At 40.7% G+C, this 16,232-nt stretch carries 14 protein-coding genes and 1 tRNA gene; 5 read left to right on the top strand and 10 right to left on the bottom strand.

Annotated features, from left to right (window positions below):
* Positions 1-831 precede the first annotated feature (831 nt).
* The 3 genes from ACQZ43_RS04195 to ybeY form a co-directional block, all read right to left on the bottom strand.
* Positions 832-1,680 carry a class I SAM-dependent methyltransferase gene (locus ACQZ43_RS04195; protein ID WP_430614686.1) on the bottom strand — a complete coding sequence of 283 codons (849 nt, stop codon included), beginning with the start codon at positions 1,678-1,680 and terminating at the stop codon, positions 832-834.
* A 79-nt stretch (positions 1,681-1,759) separates the two neighbouring features.
* Complete coding sequence (gene mnmG, locus ACQZ43_RS04200; protein ID WP_430614687.1) at positions 1,760-3,637, bottom strand: tRNA uridine-5-carboxymethylaminomethyl(34) synthesis enzyme MnmG; 1,878 nt, start codon at positions 3,635-3,637, stop codon at positions 1,760-1,762.
* Positions 3,638-3,680: 43 nt separating this feature from the next.
* Positions 3,681-4,100, bottom strand: coding sequence for an rRNA maturation RNase YbeY (gene ybeY, locus ACQZ43_RS04205; RefSeq protein ID WP_430614688.1), 420 nt, complete (start codon positions 4,098-4,100; stop codon positions 3,681-3,683).
* A gap of 896 nt (positions 4,101-4,996) precedes the next feature.
* Between ybeY and gltX the strand changes: the two genes are divergently transcribed.
* The 3 genes from gltX to ACQZ43_RS04220 all read left to right on the top strand — a co-directional run bounded on the left by gltX (position 4,997) and on the right by ACQZ43_RS04220 (position 8,548).
* Complete coding sequence (gene gltX, locus ACQZ43_RS04210) at positions 4,997-6,508, top strand: glutamate--tRNA ligase (protein WP_430614689.1); 1,512 nt, start codon at positions 4,997-4,999, stop codon at positions 6,506-6,508.
* A gap of 58 nt (positions 6,509-6,566) precedes the next feature.
* Complete coding sequence (locus tag ACQZ43_RS04215; RefSeq protein WP_430614690.1) at positions 6,567-7,541, top strand: hypothetical protein; 975 nt, start codon at positions 6,567-6,569, stop codon at positions 7,539-7,541.
* A 71-nt stretch (positions 7,542-7,612) separates the two neighbouring features.
* A complete protein-coding gene (locus ACQZ43_RS04220; RefSeq protein WP_430614691.1) occupies positions 7,613-8,548 on the top strand; it encodes an SPFH domain-containing protein in 936 nt (311 codons plus the stop codon).
* A gap of 101 nt (positions 8,549-8,649) precedes the next feature.
* Here ACQZ43_RS04220 and ACQZ43_RS04225 read toward each other — a convergent pair whose 3' ends face one another.
* The 4 genes from ACQZ43_RS04225 to ACQZ43_RS04240 form a co-directional block, all read right to left on the bottom strand.
* Positions 8,650-8,895, bottom strand: a complete 246-nt coding sequence (locus ACQZ43_RS04225) for a DUF6327 family protein (protein ID WP_430614692.1) — start codon at positions 8,893-8,895, stop codon at positions 8,650-8,652.
* 6 nt (positions 8,896-8,901) lie between these two features.
* Positions 8,902-9,252, bottom strand: a complete 351-nt coding sequence (locus tag ACQZ43_RS04230; protein ID WP_430614693.1) for a hypothetical protein — start codon at positions 9,250-9,252, stop codon at positions 8,902-8,904.
* Positions 9,253-9,263: 11 nt separating this feature from the next.
* Positions 9,264-9,599, bottom strand: coding sequence for a YtxH domain-containing protein (locus tag ACQZ43_RS04235; protein ID WP_430614694.1), 336 nt, complete (start codon positions 9,597-9,599; stop codon positions 9,264-9,266).
* A 143-nt stretch (positions 9,600-9,742) separates the two neighbouring features.
* Positions 9,743-11,425, bottom strand: a complete 1,683-nt coding sequence (locus ACQZ43_RS04240) for a glutamine--tRNA ligase/YqeY domain fusion protein (protein WP_430614695.1) — start codon at positions 11,423-11,425, stop codon at positions 9,743-9,745.
* Positions 11,426-11,564: 139 nt separating this feature from the next.
* Here ACQZ43_RS04240 and folB point away from each other — a divergent pair, with 139 nt between their 5' ends.
* Together folB and ACQZ43_RS04250 are read left to right on the top strand one after the other, a co-directional pair.
* Positions 11,565-11,924 carry a dihydroneopterin aldolase gene (folB, locus tag ACQZ43_RS04245; protein WP_430614696.1) on the top strand — a complete coding sequence of 120 codons (360 nt, stop codon included), beginning with the start codon at positions 11,565-11,567 and terminating at the stop codon, positions 11,922-11,924.
* A gap of 83 nt (positions 11,925-12,007) precedes the next feature.
* A tRNA-Cys gene (locus tag ACQZ43_RS04250) sits at positions 12,008-12,078 on the top strand.
* Between the two features lie 35 nt (positions 12,079-12,113).
* Here ACQZ43_RS04250 and ACQZ43_RS04255 read toward each other — a convergent pair.
* From ACQZ43_RS04255 to rnr, 3 genes are all read right to left on the bottom strand, one after another.
* Positions 12,114-12,788: a LysE family translocator gene (locus ACQZ43_RS04255; protein ID WP_430614697.1), complete on the bottom strand. Its 675-nt coding sequence runs from the start codon at positions 12,786-12,788 to the stop codon at positions 12,114-12,116.
* Between the two features lie 87 nt (positions 12,789-12,875).
* Positions 12,876-13,547 carry a head GIN domain-containing protein gene (locus tag ACQZ43_RS04260; RefSeq protein ID WP_430614698.1) on the bottom strand — a complete coding sequence of 224 codons (672 nt, stop codon included), beginning with the start codon at positions 13,545-13,547 and terminating at the stop codon, positions 12,876-12,878.
* Positions 13,548-13,594: 47 nt separating this feature from the next.
* Positions 13,595-15,784, bottom strand: a complete 2,190-nt coding sequence (gene rnr / locus ACQZ43_RS04265) for a ribonuclease R (RefSeq protein WP_430614700.1) — start codon at positions 15,782-15,784, stop codon at positions 13,595-13,597.
* Positions 15,785-16,232: the final 448 nt, after the last annotated feature.

The following is a 16,232-nucleotide window of genomic DNA, read 5'->3' on the forward strand; positions in this document are numbered from 1 at the left end:
AAGTAAATCAAAACAGTACTCCTATTCCCAGTACAACCCCATCAGCATTCAACAACGCACCTTGAATATTTTTAAATGAAATCGATGGTGCTAAAAGTATTTTATGGCAATTCGGAGTATAAAAAATAGCCCATAAATTTCAACGACGGTCCTTGAAAAATTTTTATTTAAAAATTGATGGCTGTTGAAGTAAATCAAAACAGTACTCCTATTCCCAGTACAACCCCATCAGCATTCAACAACGCACCTTGAATATTTTTAAATGAAATTGATGGCGTTAAAAGTATTTTAAAGAAATAAAAATACAAAGGTCAGCAAGAAAATTTCAGCAGCGGTTCTGGAAAATTTTTAGATGAAATACGATCGTAAAAATGTTTTAAAGAAATTGAAAATACAAAAAATAGCAAGAAAAAATCAACAACGGTCCTTGAAAATTTTGAATAAAATGGATGATGCTTAACGTATACTTAGGGGTTGTCTAAGTCCTAGCTAGCGTTAAAAATCAAGAAGCGATTTAGCAATAAAAGCATCCTTTTAAAACTATTCATCCAACGCTATAAAACTCAAAACACCGCGCTCAGTTAAAAACGGCTAAGCGGCATATACACTAAAAATGGATTTGCTCTAAGCTATTTTCGGCACTATAGCTTTGTATAAAAAAGCGCATACACCCATGCGCAGTTTACAATTAGAATTTAAAGGCGAGGTTTTATAATCCCCTTAAAGACGACCAATAAAAAAGGCGTCCCTTTGCGATATGGACGCCATAAATCAATGGGGGTTTCACCGAAAAAGCTGGACTACCCCTTAAATAAATATTGTTTTCAGCAGCTATTTTTTCTTGATTTCATAAATGATGGAGGAATACTGAAAATTCTTTTTGGCCTTCCAATTCGATTTGAGCCCGATATAAAAGGCTTTGACAAAATTCATTTTTCCCGTCTGGTATTTTTCCGATAGCAGCGACACGTAAAAACTATCGAAGTACATCGGATGTTTTTTTACGATTTGGAAGTCGAAGGCCGTCATGAGTTTCTCCATGGCGGTTTGTGAAAAATGCCAGAGATGACGCGGCACATCATAGGCCGCCCAATAAGCGCCGTAATGTTTGGCATCGAAGGACTCGCAATTGGGAACAGCTACAATCAAAACGCCGTCCTTTTTCAGTATACGAGCAAGGGTTGTGAGCTGTTCTTCCAAATCGTATACGTGTTCCAACACATGCCACATCGTAACCACATCCAAGGAAGCTGCTTCGATATCGTCGAGATTGCCTACAGCGGTAAGTTGTTTTTCCTTCCAAAATTGCTGTGCTTTTTGATGGGGTTCAAAACCCACAATATCCCAACCTTGTCTTTTGGCTTCCACTAGAAAGTCGCCGGTACCCGCTCCGATATCCAATAGTTTTCCACCCCTACTACGCCCGCTATTGATTAATTTTACTTTGTTTTGAATGGCTCTTTTCTTGACCCATTGGTAAATTTTCTCAAACCAATTGCGTTGGCTATCGGTATGCGATATATAATCGTCGCTGTCGTAATAGCGGTTTAAATCGTCCTTATTCGGCTTGGGAACGGTTTTTAAAAAACCGTATTCCGGATCGATAATCAGTTCAAAGGTTTCTTTTGAAACCGAATAATCACGAACCGCTGCGGGTATATGAGCTTGATGATGCCTCATTTTAAAACTTTTTTAAATTCAAAACGTGTAAAATTATCTTTTACACGTTTAGTAATTAGTTATTGTTTCACGTGGAACATTAGCGTCCCATGTGAATTAATAATATGGAAATATCCGTTGGCGTTACCCCACTAATACGCGAGGCTTGAGAAATGCTAATCGGACGAATTTTCTTTAATTTCTCGCAGGATTCGTACGAAAGGGATTTGATTTTATCGTAATCAAAGTTCTCCGGTATGCGCACATCTTCCAAACGGGTTAATTTATCGGCATTGTTTTTCTCCTTTTCTATATAGCCCGAATACTTTACCTGTATCTCTGCCTGCTCTAAAATCTCTTGGTCCAAGTCGTTTTGATCGACATACGAACGCACCTTTTCGAACTTCAACATATCGTTTAAATCCAATTGCGGACGCGAGAAAACCTTAAACATCTTATCGGCTTGTGCCATCGGTGCCGATCCTTTTTCCAGGAGTATCGGATTGGCTTCCTCCATTTTTACACTGGTTTCCTTAAAGAAATCCACCAATGCTTCCGAGGCCTGCTGTTTGATTTGCATGCGTTTTAAACGCTCGTCCGAAGCCAAGCCCAGGGCATGCGACATCGGTGTTAGTCTAAAATCGGCATTGTCTTGACGCAACAGCGTGCGGTATTCTGCCCGTGAAGTAAACATGCGGTACGGTTCTTCAGTGCCTTTGGTAATCAAATCGTCGATTAAAACTCCGATATAGGCTTCGTTTCTCTTTAAGATAAACGGCGCTCTATCGTTGATTTTTAAATGCGCATTAATACCGGCCATCAAACCCTGAGAAGCCGCTTCTTCATAACCGGTGGTTCCGTTGATTTGCCCGGCAAAATACAAGCCTTCGACCAACTTGGTTTCCAAGGTATGCTTCAATTGTGTAGGCGGAAAATAATCGTATTCGATTGCATAACCGGGACGGAAAAACTTGACGTTTTCAAAACCGACTACCGAGCGCAAAGCTTTAAACTGTATATCTTCTGGTAGGGAAGTCGAAAAACCGTTGATATAATACTCACAAGTTTTCCAGCCTTCGGGTTCTACAAAAATCTGATGGCGTTCTTTATCGGCAAAACGGTTGATTTTATCTTCAATCGAAGGGCAATAACGCGGGCCCAAACTCTTGATACGCCCGTTAAACATCGGCGAACGATCAAAGCCTTCGCGCAGTAAATCGTGTACTTCTGGCGAGGTATATGTCATGTGGCAATCGCGTTGTTCCACCAAGGGTTTGGTGATGTCCAAATACGAAAACTTCGCGGGATTGACATCGCCGGGTTGGGGTTCCATTTTGGAAAAATCCAAAGAGCGACCGTCCACTCGTGGAGGTGTACCGGTTTTCATACGACCCGATTGGAATCCCATGCGAACCAAATCTTCGGTAATTCCAAACGACGCACTTTCTCCTGCCCTACCGCCGCCGAATTGTTTTTCTCCTATATGGATCAATCCATTTAAAAAAGTACCGTTGGTCAGGATAACCGACTTGGCTTTAATCTCAATTCCCAAAGAGGTTTTTACACCTACGATTTTGTGATTCTCAACCAAAATACCCGAAATCATTTCTTGATAAAAATCCAAATTTTCGGTTCCTTCCAACATCAAACGCCAAGTTTCCGCAAAGCGCATTCGATCGCTTTGTACCCGAGGCGACCACATAGCCGGTCCTTTGGATTGGTTCAACATTTTAAATTGTATCGCCGTTTGATCGGAAACAATACCCGAGTATCCACCCAAGGCGTCGATCTCTCGCACAATTTGTCCTTTGGCAATTCCGCCCATGGCCGGGTTGCAAGACATCTGTGCAATGTTTTGCAAACTCATCGTAACCAGTAAAGTTTTGGATCCCATATTGGCTGCCGCAGCTGCCGCCTCGGAACCGGCATGACCTCCACCGACTACAATCACATCATATATATCTTCAAATAAACTCATTGTTTCACGTGGAACATTTAATTAATAATTTAAAAAAAGTGGTCTACTGTTCCACGTGGAACAATAACATTTTTTCATTTTCCTTGCCTCGCATCTCTTCCTCATCAGCCTCAGTCTTGTCTTGATAACCGCAATAATGCAAAATACCGTGTGCCATAACCCGACGCAGTTCCTCGGTAAACAATACATCGAAATCAGAGGCATTGTCGCGCACCCGTTCGATCGAAATAAACATATCGCCAGACACCACTGCTCCCTCTCCATAATCGAAACTGATGATATCCGTCAGCGTATCGTGATCCAAATAAGTCACGTTAATCGTGTGCAAATACGCATCGTCGCAAAAGATATAATTGATAGCACCTACTACCAAATCTTCCGACTCCACCACCCGACTGATCCAATCGGCATAAATCGTTTCGTCGTCTAATTTAAAATCACATTCGTAATTAAAAGTAATCATATACAAGGAGTTAAAGAGTAAACTAAAAGCCCACAAAGTTACGATGAAAAATAAAAATTCAAGGAAGTAGAAAATAAAAAATAAACTTAAAATATCGTTATACTAAACAATTGACAATCAATATATTAAATATAAAACCATCCCTATTCCCATCCTTTGAACTAAAAAGCTTAAAATTGCAAATTCAAAACCGTTCTTCAAATGGGAACTCCCACATATTTTCAGTTCCCCTTACAATCCAATCAAAAGCAAGACCATTACTGCTGTTTGTTTTAATTGTTATCAACATCTATATATAATAGAAAAAAAATATTTTTTAAAATTTAAATTTATTTCTTCTTCTTATTGTGTGTTAATAGCTACAATAACTTTTTGGATAAAGTAGTACTTATGGAGTTGTCATTAGTTATGCACAGGGTTTGAATTAGTAGAGCCTTGGTTTTAAACGAACTGTTATAGTTATCAACAAGGGTGTAAAAACTAAAGCAACTAGAAATCACAATAAGTATTGTTGTGGATAAGTGTTGATAACTTCGGTTTTCGAACTCATAACAAAACAACAAATTTTAGAAACTAAATTTGGAATTCTAAAAGCGGATTTTGATTAGAATTTTTTTTCGAATAAACAAAAAACAGTTGTTGAATTCTATCCAAACTTATCAACATTTAATGTTAACATACAATTAACTGAACGTTAAGCGGTTAGTGATTTGCATTAACAATGGTTTTTTGAGCTAAAAATATACTGTGTATTGGCTTGATTTTAAAGGTGTTATAAAAGCGTAGTCGGCCCAGGGCGGTTGTGTGGTGTGAATCGGCGTCAAAAGACGAAAAATGAAAAATCCATTTACAGTCCCCGTTCATAATTGTATCTTTGTAAAAAATTAATCAAGACCATGTCAAAAGATGTTCGGGTGCGATTTGCACCAAGTCCAACAGGACCTTTACATATAGGTGGTGTAAGAACCGCTTTATTCAATTATTTATTTGCCAAGAAAAACAACGGTACCTTTTACCTACGCGTCGAAGACACCGATCAAAATCGCTTTGTACCCGGAGCGGAGGCATATATTTTGGAAGCGTTGGAATGGTTGGGAATACCACCGGATGAAACCGTGGGTAAAAACGAGAAATTTGGTCCTTATAGACAAAGTGAGCGAAAAGCGCTTTATAAAGAATATGCCGATTTGTTGATTGAAAGCGGTTGGGCCTATTACGCCTTTGACACGCCAGCGGCCCTAGACCAATTGCGCAAAGAAGCGGAGGAGGCAGGAAATACCTTTATCTACAATCACACCAATAGAAATGTATTGGAAACTTCGTTGCGCTTGAGTGCGGATGAAGTTGCCCAGCGCCTTGCCGCTTCGGAAGATTTTGTCATTCGATTTAAAACGCCTACCGATCAGATCCTGCACTTAAGCGATTTGATTCGCGGTGAAATCAAGTTTGACACCAATTTGTTAGACGATAAGGTTTTGTTTAAAAGCGACGGCATGCCCACCTATCACTTGGCGAATATCGTCGATGATCATTTGATGGAAACCACCCATGTGATTCGCGGTGAGGAATGGTTGCCTTCTATGCCCCTACACGATTTGTTGTATAAAGCTTTTGGATGGGAAGCCCCACAATTTGCTCATTTGCCGTTGATTTTAAAACCGGTGGGCAATGGAAAACTATCTAAAAGAGATGGCGACAAACTCGGCTTTCCCGTGTTTCCGCTCAATTGGATCGATCCGATTTCTGGCGAAGCGTCTTCGGGTTATAGAGAAAAGGGCTTTTATCCGGAAACGGTGTTGAATTTCTTAGCCCTTTTGGGTTGGAACGACGGTACGGATCAGGAGATTTTTTCCCTGGAAGAGTTGGTGGCCAAATTCGATTTAGGTCGGGTGCACAAAGCCGGCGCCAAATTCGATCCCGAAAAGAACAAGTGGTTTAATCAACACTATTTGAAATTGCAAGCCGACAGCAGTTTGGCGCAAGAGTTTCAAGTGATATTGCGCGAAAAGGGCATTACGGCCACCGACCACTATGTGGAGCGCGTCGTTGCTTTGATCAAGGAACGCGCGACTTTTGTATCGGATTTTTACGATTTATCGGATTTCTTTTTTGTCGCTCCAACGGTATATGATGCCAAGGCGCTAAAAAACTGGAAGGAAGACACGGGAAAATTGATGGAAGCTACCGCAGCTGTCCTGGAAGGGATCGAGGATTTTAGCTCGGCAAACATCGAAACCCTGGTAAAAGAATGGTTGACACAAGAAGCCATTGGCATGGGTAAGGTGATGCAGCCTTTGCGCATGAGTTTGGTGGGCGAATTGAAGGGTCCGCATTTGTTTGATATTATTGAAATGTTGGGAAAAGTGGAAACTTTAACGCGAATTCGTCAAGCAATTCTTTCTAATTAGTTTTTATTTTTATTGAATTTTTTTATTTTAGCAAGTATTAACATTTAATTCAGTTAAAATGAAAAGATTTATATTTATTTTTTTACTCGCTATAATGGCCTCTTTTGGGGCCTGTAGTAGCAGTGACGACAGCAATCCACCACCACCACCGGTGCAGACCAAGCTTGAATTGAAAGCTTCTGCCCTTGTGGTAAATTTGAATGAACGGGTGCAGTTTGAAGTTTTCCAAGACAGTAAAGCGATAACCGACGCAGTCCTTGCAGCAAACAATGTGGTCATTGGGCAAGAGCACCAATTTACAGCAGTTGGGGAATACCGGGTAATCGCTAAAAAAGCGAATGCGGAAGACAGCAATGTCGTTATTATTACAGTTGAAGAGGTAATAGTCGCGAATAATTTGGTTTTAAGTGCCGATGCAACTCAGATAGACATTGAGGAAAGCATACATTTTACGGTGATGCACGAGGGCGCAGTCATTACTGATGCGGAGCTTTTTGCCAATGGAGTTAAAATCGGATATACCCATGCTTTTATAACAGCTGGCACTTATGAGATAATCGCCAAAAAAGCGAATTTCAACGACAGTAATAGCCTTAGAATCGTCGTTATCTCAGGTGTAGATCCCCCTCCTCCCCCAGAGGAAAGTATTTATCATGGAAAATGGATTCCGACTACGGCGGTAGTCTCTTTTTTGGGATCACCCCTACCGGGTGGAAGCATGCCCTATCCACACAAACCGGGCTGTCCAAAGGATATGATGGAATTAGCGGTGTATAACGCAGCCACTTTTGTCTTTCACAGCGATAATTGCGAAGCGCAAACCACAGTGGGAACTTGGGCGGAAAATGGAGATATACTCAGCGTACCGCTCATGGGTGTGGATGTAGAAGCTAAAGTAAAGCGAATTACCACCACTACCCTAGTTTTGGAAGTGGATGTTTACAGGTATAGAGATGTGGTGCAATTGCTTTATCCCGATTTGGCTGGATTCATCAGTCAGGGCATGAAAGCAGATATTACATTTATCAAGTAAATAAAACGGGTAAATGTGGGTTTTAACGCGTACTTTTACATAGATTAACCATTAAAAACCAATACTAAATTATGTTTTTACCAATTTTGGGATTTATCCTATTAGTCATTATTTTGACCTCCTTCTTTACTGTTAAACAGCAATCTTCTGCTTTGGTCGAACGATTTGGCAAGTTTAAGAGTATAAGACATTCCGGTTTGCACTTTAAAATTCCGATTATCGATCGTATAGCGGGTAAAGTGAATTTGCGAATTCAGCAATTAGACGTGATTATCGAAACCAAAACCAAGGACAACGTGTTTGTCAAGTTAAAGGTTTCTGTGCAGTTTAAGGTCATTCAAGACAAGGTATACGAGGCCTATTACAAATTGGAGTATCCACACGATCAAATTACCTCTTATGTATTTGACGTGGTTCGTGCCGAAGTACCCAAGTTAAAATTAGACGACGTTTTTGAGCGTAAAGACGATGTAGCTGTGGCGGTAAAACGCGAGTTAAACGAGGCGATGACTACCTATGGTTACGACATTATCAACACCTTGATTACCGATATCGATCCGGATATTCAAGTAAAAAATGCGATGAATAGAATTAACGCGGCCGACCGCGAGAAAACCGCTGCGGAATACGAGGCGGAAGCCAGTAGAATTCGAATCGTGGCCAAGGCCAAGGCCGAAGCCGAATCCAAGCGTTTACAAGGTCAGGGTATAGCGGATCAACGCCGCGAAATTGCCCGTGGATTGGTGGAAAGTGTGGATGTGCTCAACAAGGTGGGAATCAATTCTCAAGAAGCTTCGGCCTTGATAGTGGTGACCCAGCACTACGATACCCTACAAGCCATTGGTGCCGATAACAATTCCAATTTAATCTTATTGCCGAATTCGCCTCAGGCGGGTAGCGATATGCTAAACAATATGGTGGCTTCCTTTACGGCGAGCAATCAGGTTGGAGAGGCGATGAAAAGAGCGCCTCAGAAGAAGAAAAACACTTCGGAAGACGAGTTATAGCCTCTGGAATAGAAAAGGGCTTAAATCGCTTTAAAACACAAAAAACGCCTCGAGATCGAGGCGTTTTTATTTTGGTTTAAGTCTTGAAACCTCAAGGGGTTTTAAGATCTCTTTTTAAAGATAAACTTTATTAAGGTGCTTACTAGAAAGGCTTGTATACCATTGGAATTGCTCACGAGCGAAGTAACCGATCCGAAAGTGCTTCTCAGGAGTTTAAAAGGGGTAAAAGCCTCTTTTAAGTCGTCGAAGGATTTCACCATACGGTGGAACTCCAAATCTCTTTTAACATCGAGTATTTTTAACTCGTGATTGATCTCTTCTATGGAATTGAATTGTTTCTTCATCATGGCGGCTTAGTCGTTAAAGAAAATATCTGAGAATTTTCTAATTAAAGGTTTCTCAATAATCAAATCTTTGTAGTAATAGATTACAAAGCTGAACAGCAAGTAAACACCACCGACGATTAAAAAACCAAAAGTAAGACTCTCCAGTGCCTTGGCTATGGCAAAAGCAGCGGCAATAGAAATAAATAAAAGCGTGAGCATAGAGAACAAACTCAACAAAAATACTTTGAGCATAAAGCTCGTGGCTTTTGTGACAACTTTAAACCCCCATAACTGGTAGAATTCGATGTTGCTATCAAGAAATGCTTTCGCATTGCTTTTGATATCTCTAATATCTTCTTTTACTTCTTCAAATGCCATATCAGTTTTTGTTATTTAGCGTTGGCTACTTTAGCAGCTTCTTTTTTTAATTCGGCCAATTTCTTTTCTAAAGCTGTGATGACATCTTCGGATTTTTTTCCGGTTGTAGATACCAATTCTTCAAAACCCGATTCGAAATCGTGTTTTTTCTTTTCCACCACGCCTTTTACTTGTTTTTTCAGTTCTTCGATTTTATCCGATAAACCGTCTTTGGATTGGCTAAAACCCTTTTTGATTTTTTTGCGCATTTTTGTTCCTTCTTCAGGAGCAAATAACATTCCTAATCCAGCTCCAACTGCTGCACCTGCAAGTACAGCAATAAATGTATTTCCTAATTGATTTGACATAACAATTTGTTTTTTTGATTAATAATATTATAAATCTAAAAAGAATCTATCAATTCTAGTGTTAACTAGTAGTTAAAAAAACAAAAAATCTGGGTTATGCTGTGAATTTACTACTAAAATACCCAATTCAAACGCAATTTGATCTATTTAGCGTCTAATTTAGCCCACGTATCGCGTAGACCTACGGTTTTGTTCCAAACTAACTCGCTTTCTGTACTATCTTGGTCCACACAAAAGTATCCCAAACGTTGAAATTGAAATTTGTCTCCGGGTTGTGCACTGGCCAAACTCGGTTCCAAATAACCCTTGATTACCTGAAGCGAATTGGGGTTGATGTATTCTTTAAAGTCCACCTCTTTATTTCCATCGGGATTTTCGTGGGTAAACAATCGGTCGTAAACGCGAATTTCCGCTTCTATAGCATGGGGAACAGAAACCCAGTGTATCGTTCCTTTTACCTTGCGCTTGCTCGCTTCACTTCCACTTCCACTGCGGGTATCTGGATCGTAGGTAGCGTGTATTTCCAAGATGTTTCCGTCCGAGTCTTTAACCGTGTGTTGTCCTTGAATGATATAGGCATTTTTTAGGCGGACTTCTTTACCAAGGGTCAAGCGGAAATACTTGCTGTTGGCATTTTCCATAAAGTCGTCGCGCTCGATATACAATTCCTTGGAGAACGGCAATTTTCTATAGGTCATCACCTCTTCTTCGGGGTTGTTTTCCGCTTCGAGCCACTCCACTTCACCGTCGGGATAATTGGTAATTACCAATTTAACGGGGTCTAATACCGCCATTACTCGGGGTGTAATTTTATTGAGGTCTTCTCGAACGCAAAATTCCAACAGCGATACATCGATGAGATTTTCTCTTTTGGCGATGCCAATGGTATGGGCAAAATTTCGGATTGCCGCCGGGGTATATCCCCTTCTTCTCATGCCGGATAGGGTTGACATTCTCGGATCATCCCAAGCGGTCACATGGCCTTCCTGTACCAATTGCAAGAGTTTTCTTTTGCTGACAACGGTATGCGAGAGGTTGCGACGGGCAAATTCTCTTTGTTTGGGTCTGATTTTGTTTGGGTCGACGATTTGATCTAAAAACCAATCGTACAATTCGCGGTGAGGCAAGAATTCCAAGGTACAAAACGAGTGAGAAATTTGCTCGATATAATCGCTTTCCCCATGTGCCCAGTCGTACATCGGATAGATACACCAGTCATTACCCGTTCTGTGGTGGGTTTTCTTGATGATTCTATAGATGATCGGATCGCGCATCAACATATTGGAAGAACTCATGTCTATCTTGGCTCTTAAAATATGGGATCCCTCTTCGAATTCGCCGTTTTTCATGCGTTCGAATAAGTCGAGATTTTCTGCGATACTTCTATTTCTATTGGGGCTGTCTACACCGGCTTGGGTAGGGGTTCCCTTCTGTTTGGCCATTTCTTCTGACGACTGATTGTCGACATAGGCTTTGCCATTTTTAATCAGGCTAACCGCCCAATCGTATAATTGTTGGAAGTAGTCGGAAGCATATACTTCTTCGGTCCAGGTATATCCCAACCAGGAAACGTCCTTTTTTATGGCATCGACAAATTCCTGTTCTTCTTTAGCGGGATTGGTATCGTCAAAACGCAAGTTTACCGGTGCGTTGTAATCGAGGCCCAGTCCAAAGTTTAAACAGATGGCGCTCGCATGTCCAACGTGGAGATATCCATTGGGTTCCGGTGGAAAACGAAAATGTAATTTATCGTTTGGCAAACCATTTTTTAAATCTTCTTCAATGATTTGTTCAATAAAATTCAACGATTTTTCTTTTGTTGACATAGCTATAATATTATATAAGCAAAGGTATCAAAAAGTTAGACATTCCCTTTAATGGTTTGGTTTTTTATTTGCTTTTGACCGGGGTTTAGCCGGTAAAAATGTTGTATTTTTAACTTCTTTTACTAAATAAACCAACTATATGGGACTTATCAAATTAAAAAACATTAGAACATTTTCTTTTCACGGTTGTTTGGAGGAAGAGGGCAAAATCGGATCGGATTACAGCGTAGAGCTGCGGGCGAAAGCCGACTTTTTAAAAGCGGCAGCCACCGATGATTTGGCCATGGCGGTAGACTATGTACACCTACACAAAATTGTCGTTGAGGAAATGGACATCCGATCCAAATTGTTGGAGCACGTTTGCCAGCGCATTTTGAATCGGGTATTGCACGAAATTCCCGTGATTGTACACGTGACGGTAGCCGTTTCAAAAATCAATCCCCCCATAGGTGGTGATGTGGAGTTGGTAACGGTTGAAATGGAGGAATTTAGAGCCTAGGGCTATTATTATTTTTAAAAAGAAGGTTTTTATCGCTTTGATTTTAAAAAAATAGTATTAAGTTTGCCATCCGTAACACAGCGGGCATCGTGGCCGAGTGGCTAGGCAGCGGTCTGCAAAACCGTCAACAGCGGTTCGAATCCGCTCGATGCCTCAAAGAAAAAAGGAGATCTGACCGATCTCCTTTTTTTATTTTTTGTTGAATATAAAGTTGTTCTCCAGCAGCTTCTCCTCTTTGGGAAAGACTCCCCTAGACATGATTACCAAACCGAATACAATCAATAGTATACTGCTTATCTTTTTGATCTTTAGAATGTTTTCCGGAATCAATTTTTTGCGCAGTTGTTTGGCCAAGAGTATTTTAAACAAATCTGTAACGAAATAGGCGCTGATTACACAGCCAAAGAAGAACAACATTCTATTGGGTTCCATCTCCATTTCCGGACCCAGGGTAATGATGATGGCCAGCCAAAATCCCAACACCCCTACATTGATAAAATTGAGCAAAAAACCTTTAAAAAACAGGTTGAGATAGTCTTTTTTAATTTTCAGCGATTCCAATGCGATCACTTCCACAGTGGTTCTCTTGAGTTTGAGGTAGGATATCACCCCGTAGGTAATCATCAGAATTCCACCAAAAAGGTAGAGCGCCGGTTCGTCTTTGATGCTGTTGATCAGTCGAAAGCTGCTGAAATACGCAATAGCAATAAACACGATATCGGCTAAAATCACGCCGAAATCAAAGGACATTGCCGCACGAAAGCCTTTGGTGATACTCGTTTCTATCAAAATGAAAAAAACAGGACCTATCATAAAACTCAGAAAAAATCCTAGTGAAATCCCGGTAATTAAGTCGTCAATCATCGTAGTAAAGTAAAAATGCCAACGTTTAAATTGGCATTTAGTGAAAATGTTTTGCAAGTTAAAAAATAATCGGTCATGATCGCCGCTTTATTTTTTAACTTTCTTGATGCTACCGCCAGCGATTGTCTTTTCGTTGATGGTTTTGGGGTCGCCATAAATGCTGATTATACCCCCTGCTCTCGTTTTGGCGTCTACCAATAGGCTTGCGCGCACTTCGGCTTGTCCTCCGGCATTGACCGTAACATCGGTTTGTTCGGTTTCCAAATCCTTGTGATTGACAAATGCGCCCGAATTGGCGATGATGTCTTGCATTTTGGCCTTGCCCTTGATCAGGGTAATTCCTCCGGAACTCGCCTTGATATTGAGGCGTTCCACCTTGACTTTAAGGCTGATTTTCCCGCCTGTTTTGGCATTGATCGTCAGCGCTACATCGTCGATAACCGATTCGGACTCTATGGTCGCTCCTTCGTTGACTTCGATGGCATCTAAATTCTTGTAATAGACGATGGCTTTAATTCCATCGCCTTGTAAGGTCTTGCTCAGGGCCATTTTCAGGCGTAAACTGCCGTTTTTGTTAACAATTTCTACCTGGTCGGTTTCCCCGCCGCTGAGTTCTACTTTGAATTCATTGGACGGTACCAAAACCGCCTGAATCTTATCAAAGACTTTGAGTGAAGTGAATTCACCCACCTGCTTTACCGTTTGTGCTACGGCTGCTTGTGCTACTAAAAACAAGCCGATAAAAAGTATTCTTTTCATGAGTAGTTTATTTGTGGTTTATCGTTTTGTGTTTTGAATAAAATCGATTAAACAGTCACTTCGACGTTTTTTCGGATGTAATTGAAATCCAATTGCTTTTTGATCAAATCGGCGTTTTTCACCGTAATCACGATCTCGTCGCCCAATTGGATAACGTTTTTGGTCACCTCCCCTACTAAGGCGTATTGCTTGTCGTCAAAAGTGTAGTAATCGTCCTTGATTTCTCGAATTCGGATCATGCCCTCACATTTGTTTTCAACGAGCTCCACATAGATTCCCCATTCGGTGACTCCAGAGATTACCCCTACAAATTCTTTTCCCTTCTGGTCTTGCATGAATTTGACCTGCATGTATTTCACGCTATCTCTTTCCGCATTGGCAGCCAAGCCTTCCATTTGTGAACAGTGTAAGCATTTTACTTCCATCTCCTCTTCGTTGACCGATGCGCCCTGATCTAAATAACGCTGTAGCAAACGATGTGCCATAATATCGGGATAACGACGAATCGGCGAGGTAAAATGCGAGTAATAATCAAAGGCCAGTCCGTAATGTCCGATGTTTTCGGTGGAATAGCTCGCCTTGCTCATACTGCGTATCGTTAGGGTATCGACTAGATTTTGTTCTTTTTTTCCTTGAACCTGTGCGAGCAAGTTGTTTAAAGAGCTGGAAATAGACGCCTTGGATTTGAAGTTAATCGAATAGCCAAACTTGGAGATGATGCCCTGTAAATTCGACAATTTGTCGTGATCGGGTTCGTCGTGTACACGGTAAACAAAGGTTTTCTTTTGTTTGCCCACAAATTCCGATACCTTTTTATTGGCCAACAACATAAATTCTTCAATCAGGTGATTGGCGTCTTTGGAAACTTTAAAGTACACGCCTACCGGTTCGTCCTGGTCGTTTAAGTGAAATTTCACCTCTACCTTGTCAAACGAAATAGCGCCGTCACTCATTCTCTTTTGGCGCAAAATTTTGGCCAAGGCATTCATTTTGAGCACCCCTTCTACGATGGGTTGTTCCACCTGATGTTCCACTCCTGTAATCGAAACCGCTTCGGGTATGAGTCCCACACCGGTTTCTATAATTTGTTGTGCCTCTTCGTAAGACATGCGTTTGTCGGAATAGGTAACCGTTCTGCCAAACCACTGCTCTACGATTTCCGCTTTTTCGTTCAATTGAAACACCGCTGAAAAGGTGTACTTCTCCTCGTTTGGACGTAGGGAACACGCAAAATTGGACAATACCTCGGGCAACATCGGAACCACGCGGTCTACCAAATACACCGAGGTGGCTCTTTGGTAGGCTTCGGCATCCAATACGGTGCCCTCTTCCACATAATGCGATACATCGGCTATGTGGATACCAATTTCATAACGGCCGTTTTCCAGTTGTTGGAAGGAAAGGGCATCGTCAAAATCCTTGGCGTCTTTGGGGTCGATGGTAAAGGTCAATACATCGCGCATATCGCGGCGTTTGTCGATCTCGCTCTGTTGGATACTCGTGTCTAATTTTTGCGCAAATGCTTCGATTTCCACGGGAAAATCGTTGGGTAAACCGTATTCGGCTAAAATCGCGTGCATTTCGGTATTGTGTTCGCCTTGCTGACCCAAGACTTTGAGCACGCGTCCAAAAGGACTGTCGGCTTTTTCGGGCCAGTCTTCGATATTGACCAAAACGACATCGCCGTCTTTGGCCTTGCCGATTTTGTCTTTGGAAACAAAGATATCCGTATACATCTTGGCATTGGCACTGGTAACAAAGGCAAAGTTCTTTTGGATTTCAATCACTCCGACGAATTCCGTCTTGTGTCTCTTGATGATTTCTACCACTTCACCTTCGGGTTTCTTACCTTTTCGCTTATTGTAGATATATACCTTAACCGTGTCTTTATCCAGGGCTTTATTTAGATTGTTGGTTGGAATAAAGACATCTTCTTCCAATTCATTAGAAACGAAATAAGCCGTTTTGCGACTAGTCATGTCAATGGTTCCTTCAAAGTAGTCCATAGTTGGAATAATTTGATATTTTCCGGCCTCAATCTCTTTGACCTTTTCTTTGGACAAGAGAAATTTTAATTCCTTGATAATGTCGTTCCTCCCTTGCGTATCGGTGATTTCCATCGAAGCGGCAATTTGTTTGTAATTATATGTTTTGGAAGGGTTTTTTGAAAGTAATTTTAAGATTTTTGCTGAAAAATCTTGAAGGTTATTTTTTTTTGAATTGTTTTTTTTACGCATTATAATCTTGTTTTTAGATTAAATTCTAAGCTTTTTTTACGAAATCTCCTTTTAATTGGTTTAAATGTACAAAATACTATCAGAAGAGATTTTGTATTTTAAAAAATTAAATAAAATATAACGTTTATAATTTTTTCGTCGTTGGAGAAGGATTAATTCAAGGCTTTTTTAATCAGAGGGTTATGTTAATCGGCCTGTGTAATTAGAAACTATTACAAATATAAAAGAAGTAAATTATAGTACAAATATAATACATTTATCGCAAAAATGTAAAAAAATCGTTTTTTGCTTGGTGTTTTTCGCAAATTGCGGAGATATATCGACGAATTCACAGCCTGATCTCAGCGTTTTGGCAGCGGTTGTAAGCGGCTTTAAAAGCGCCTTGGTGCGGCGAATACTTAAGGGATAGAATGTTTTTATTTTTAATTCTTTGTCCTATCTTTGTAAG

Source organism: Flavobacterium sp. JP2137 (assembly GCF_050562195.1).
Lineage (GTDB): Bacteria > Bacteroidota > Bacteroidia > Flavobacteriales > Flavobacteriaceae > Flavobacterium.

Coding starts and splice junctions, on each gene's coding strand:
- ACQZ43_RS04230 (WP_430614693.1), bottom strand. CDS start 9,252: ATGGCATTTGAAGAAGTAAAAGAAGATATTAGAGATATCAAAAGCAAT.
- ACQZ43_RS04215 (WP_430614690.1), top strand. CDS start 6,567: ATGAAAAGATTTATATTTATTTTTTTACTCGCTATAATGGCCTCTTTT.
- ybeY (WP_430614688.1), bottom strand. CDS start 4,100: ATGATTACTTTTAATTACGAATGTGATTTTAAATTAGACGACGAAACG.
- ACQZ43_RS04235 (WP_430614694.1), bottom strand. CDS start 9,599: ATGTCAAATCAATTAGGAAATACATTTATTGCTGTACTTGCAGGTGCA.
- ACQZ43_RS04220 (WP_430614691.1), top strand. CDS start 7,613: ATGTTTTTACCAATTTTGGGATTTATCCTATTAGTCATTATTTTGACC.
- ACQZ43_RS04260 (WP_430614698.1), bottom strand. CDS start 13,547: ATGAAAAGAATACTTTTTATCGGCTTGTTTTTAGTAGCACAAGCAGCC.
- gltX (WP_430614689.1), top strand. CDS start 4,997: ATGTCAAAAGATGTTCGGGTGCGATTTGCACCAAGTCCAACAGGACCT.
- ACQZ43_RS04240 (WP_430614695.1), bottom strand. CDS start 11,425: ATGTCAACAAAAGAAAAATCGTTGAATTTTATTGAACAAATCATTGAA.
- ACQZ43_RS04255 (WP_430614697.1), bottom strand. CDS start 12,788: ATGATTGACGACTTAATTACCGGGATTTCACTAGGATTTTTTCTGAGT.
- rnr (WP_430614700.1), bottom strand. CDS start 15,784: ATGCGTAAAAAAAACAATTCAAAAAAAAATAACCTTCAAGATTTTTCA.
- folB (WP_430614696.1), top strand. CDS start 11,565: ATGGGACTTATCAAATTAAAAAACATTAGAACATTTTCTTTTCACGGT.
- ACQZ43_RS04195 (WP_430614686.1), bottom strand. CDS start 1,680: ATGAGGCATCATCAAGCTCATATACCCGCAGCGGTTCGTGATTATTCG.
- ACQZ43_RS04225 (WP_430614692.1), bottom strand. CDS start 8,895: ATGATGAAGAAACAATTCAATTCCATAGAAGAGATCAATCACGAGTTA.
- mnmG (WP_430614687.1), bottom strand. CDS start 3,637: ATGAGTTTATTTGAAGATATATATGATGTGATTGTAGTCGGTGGAGGT.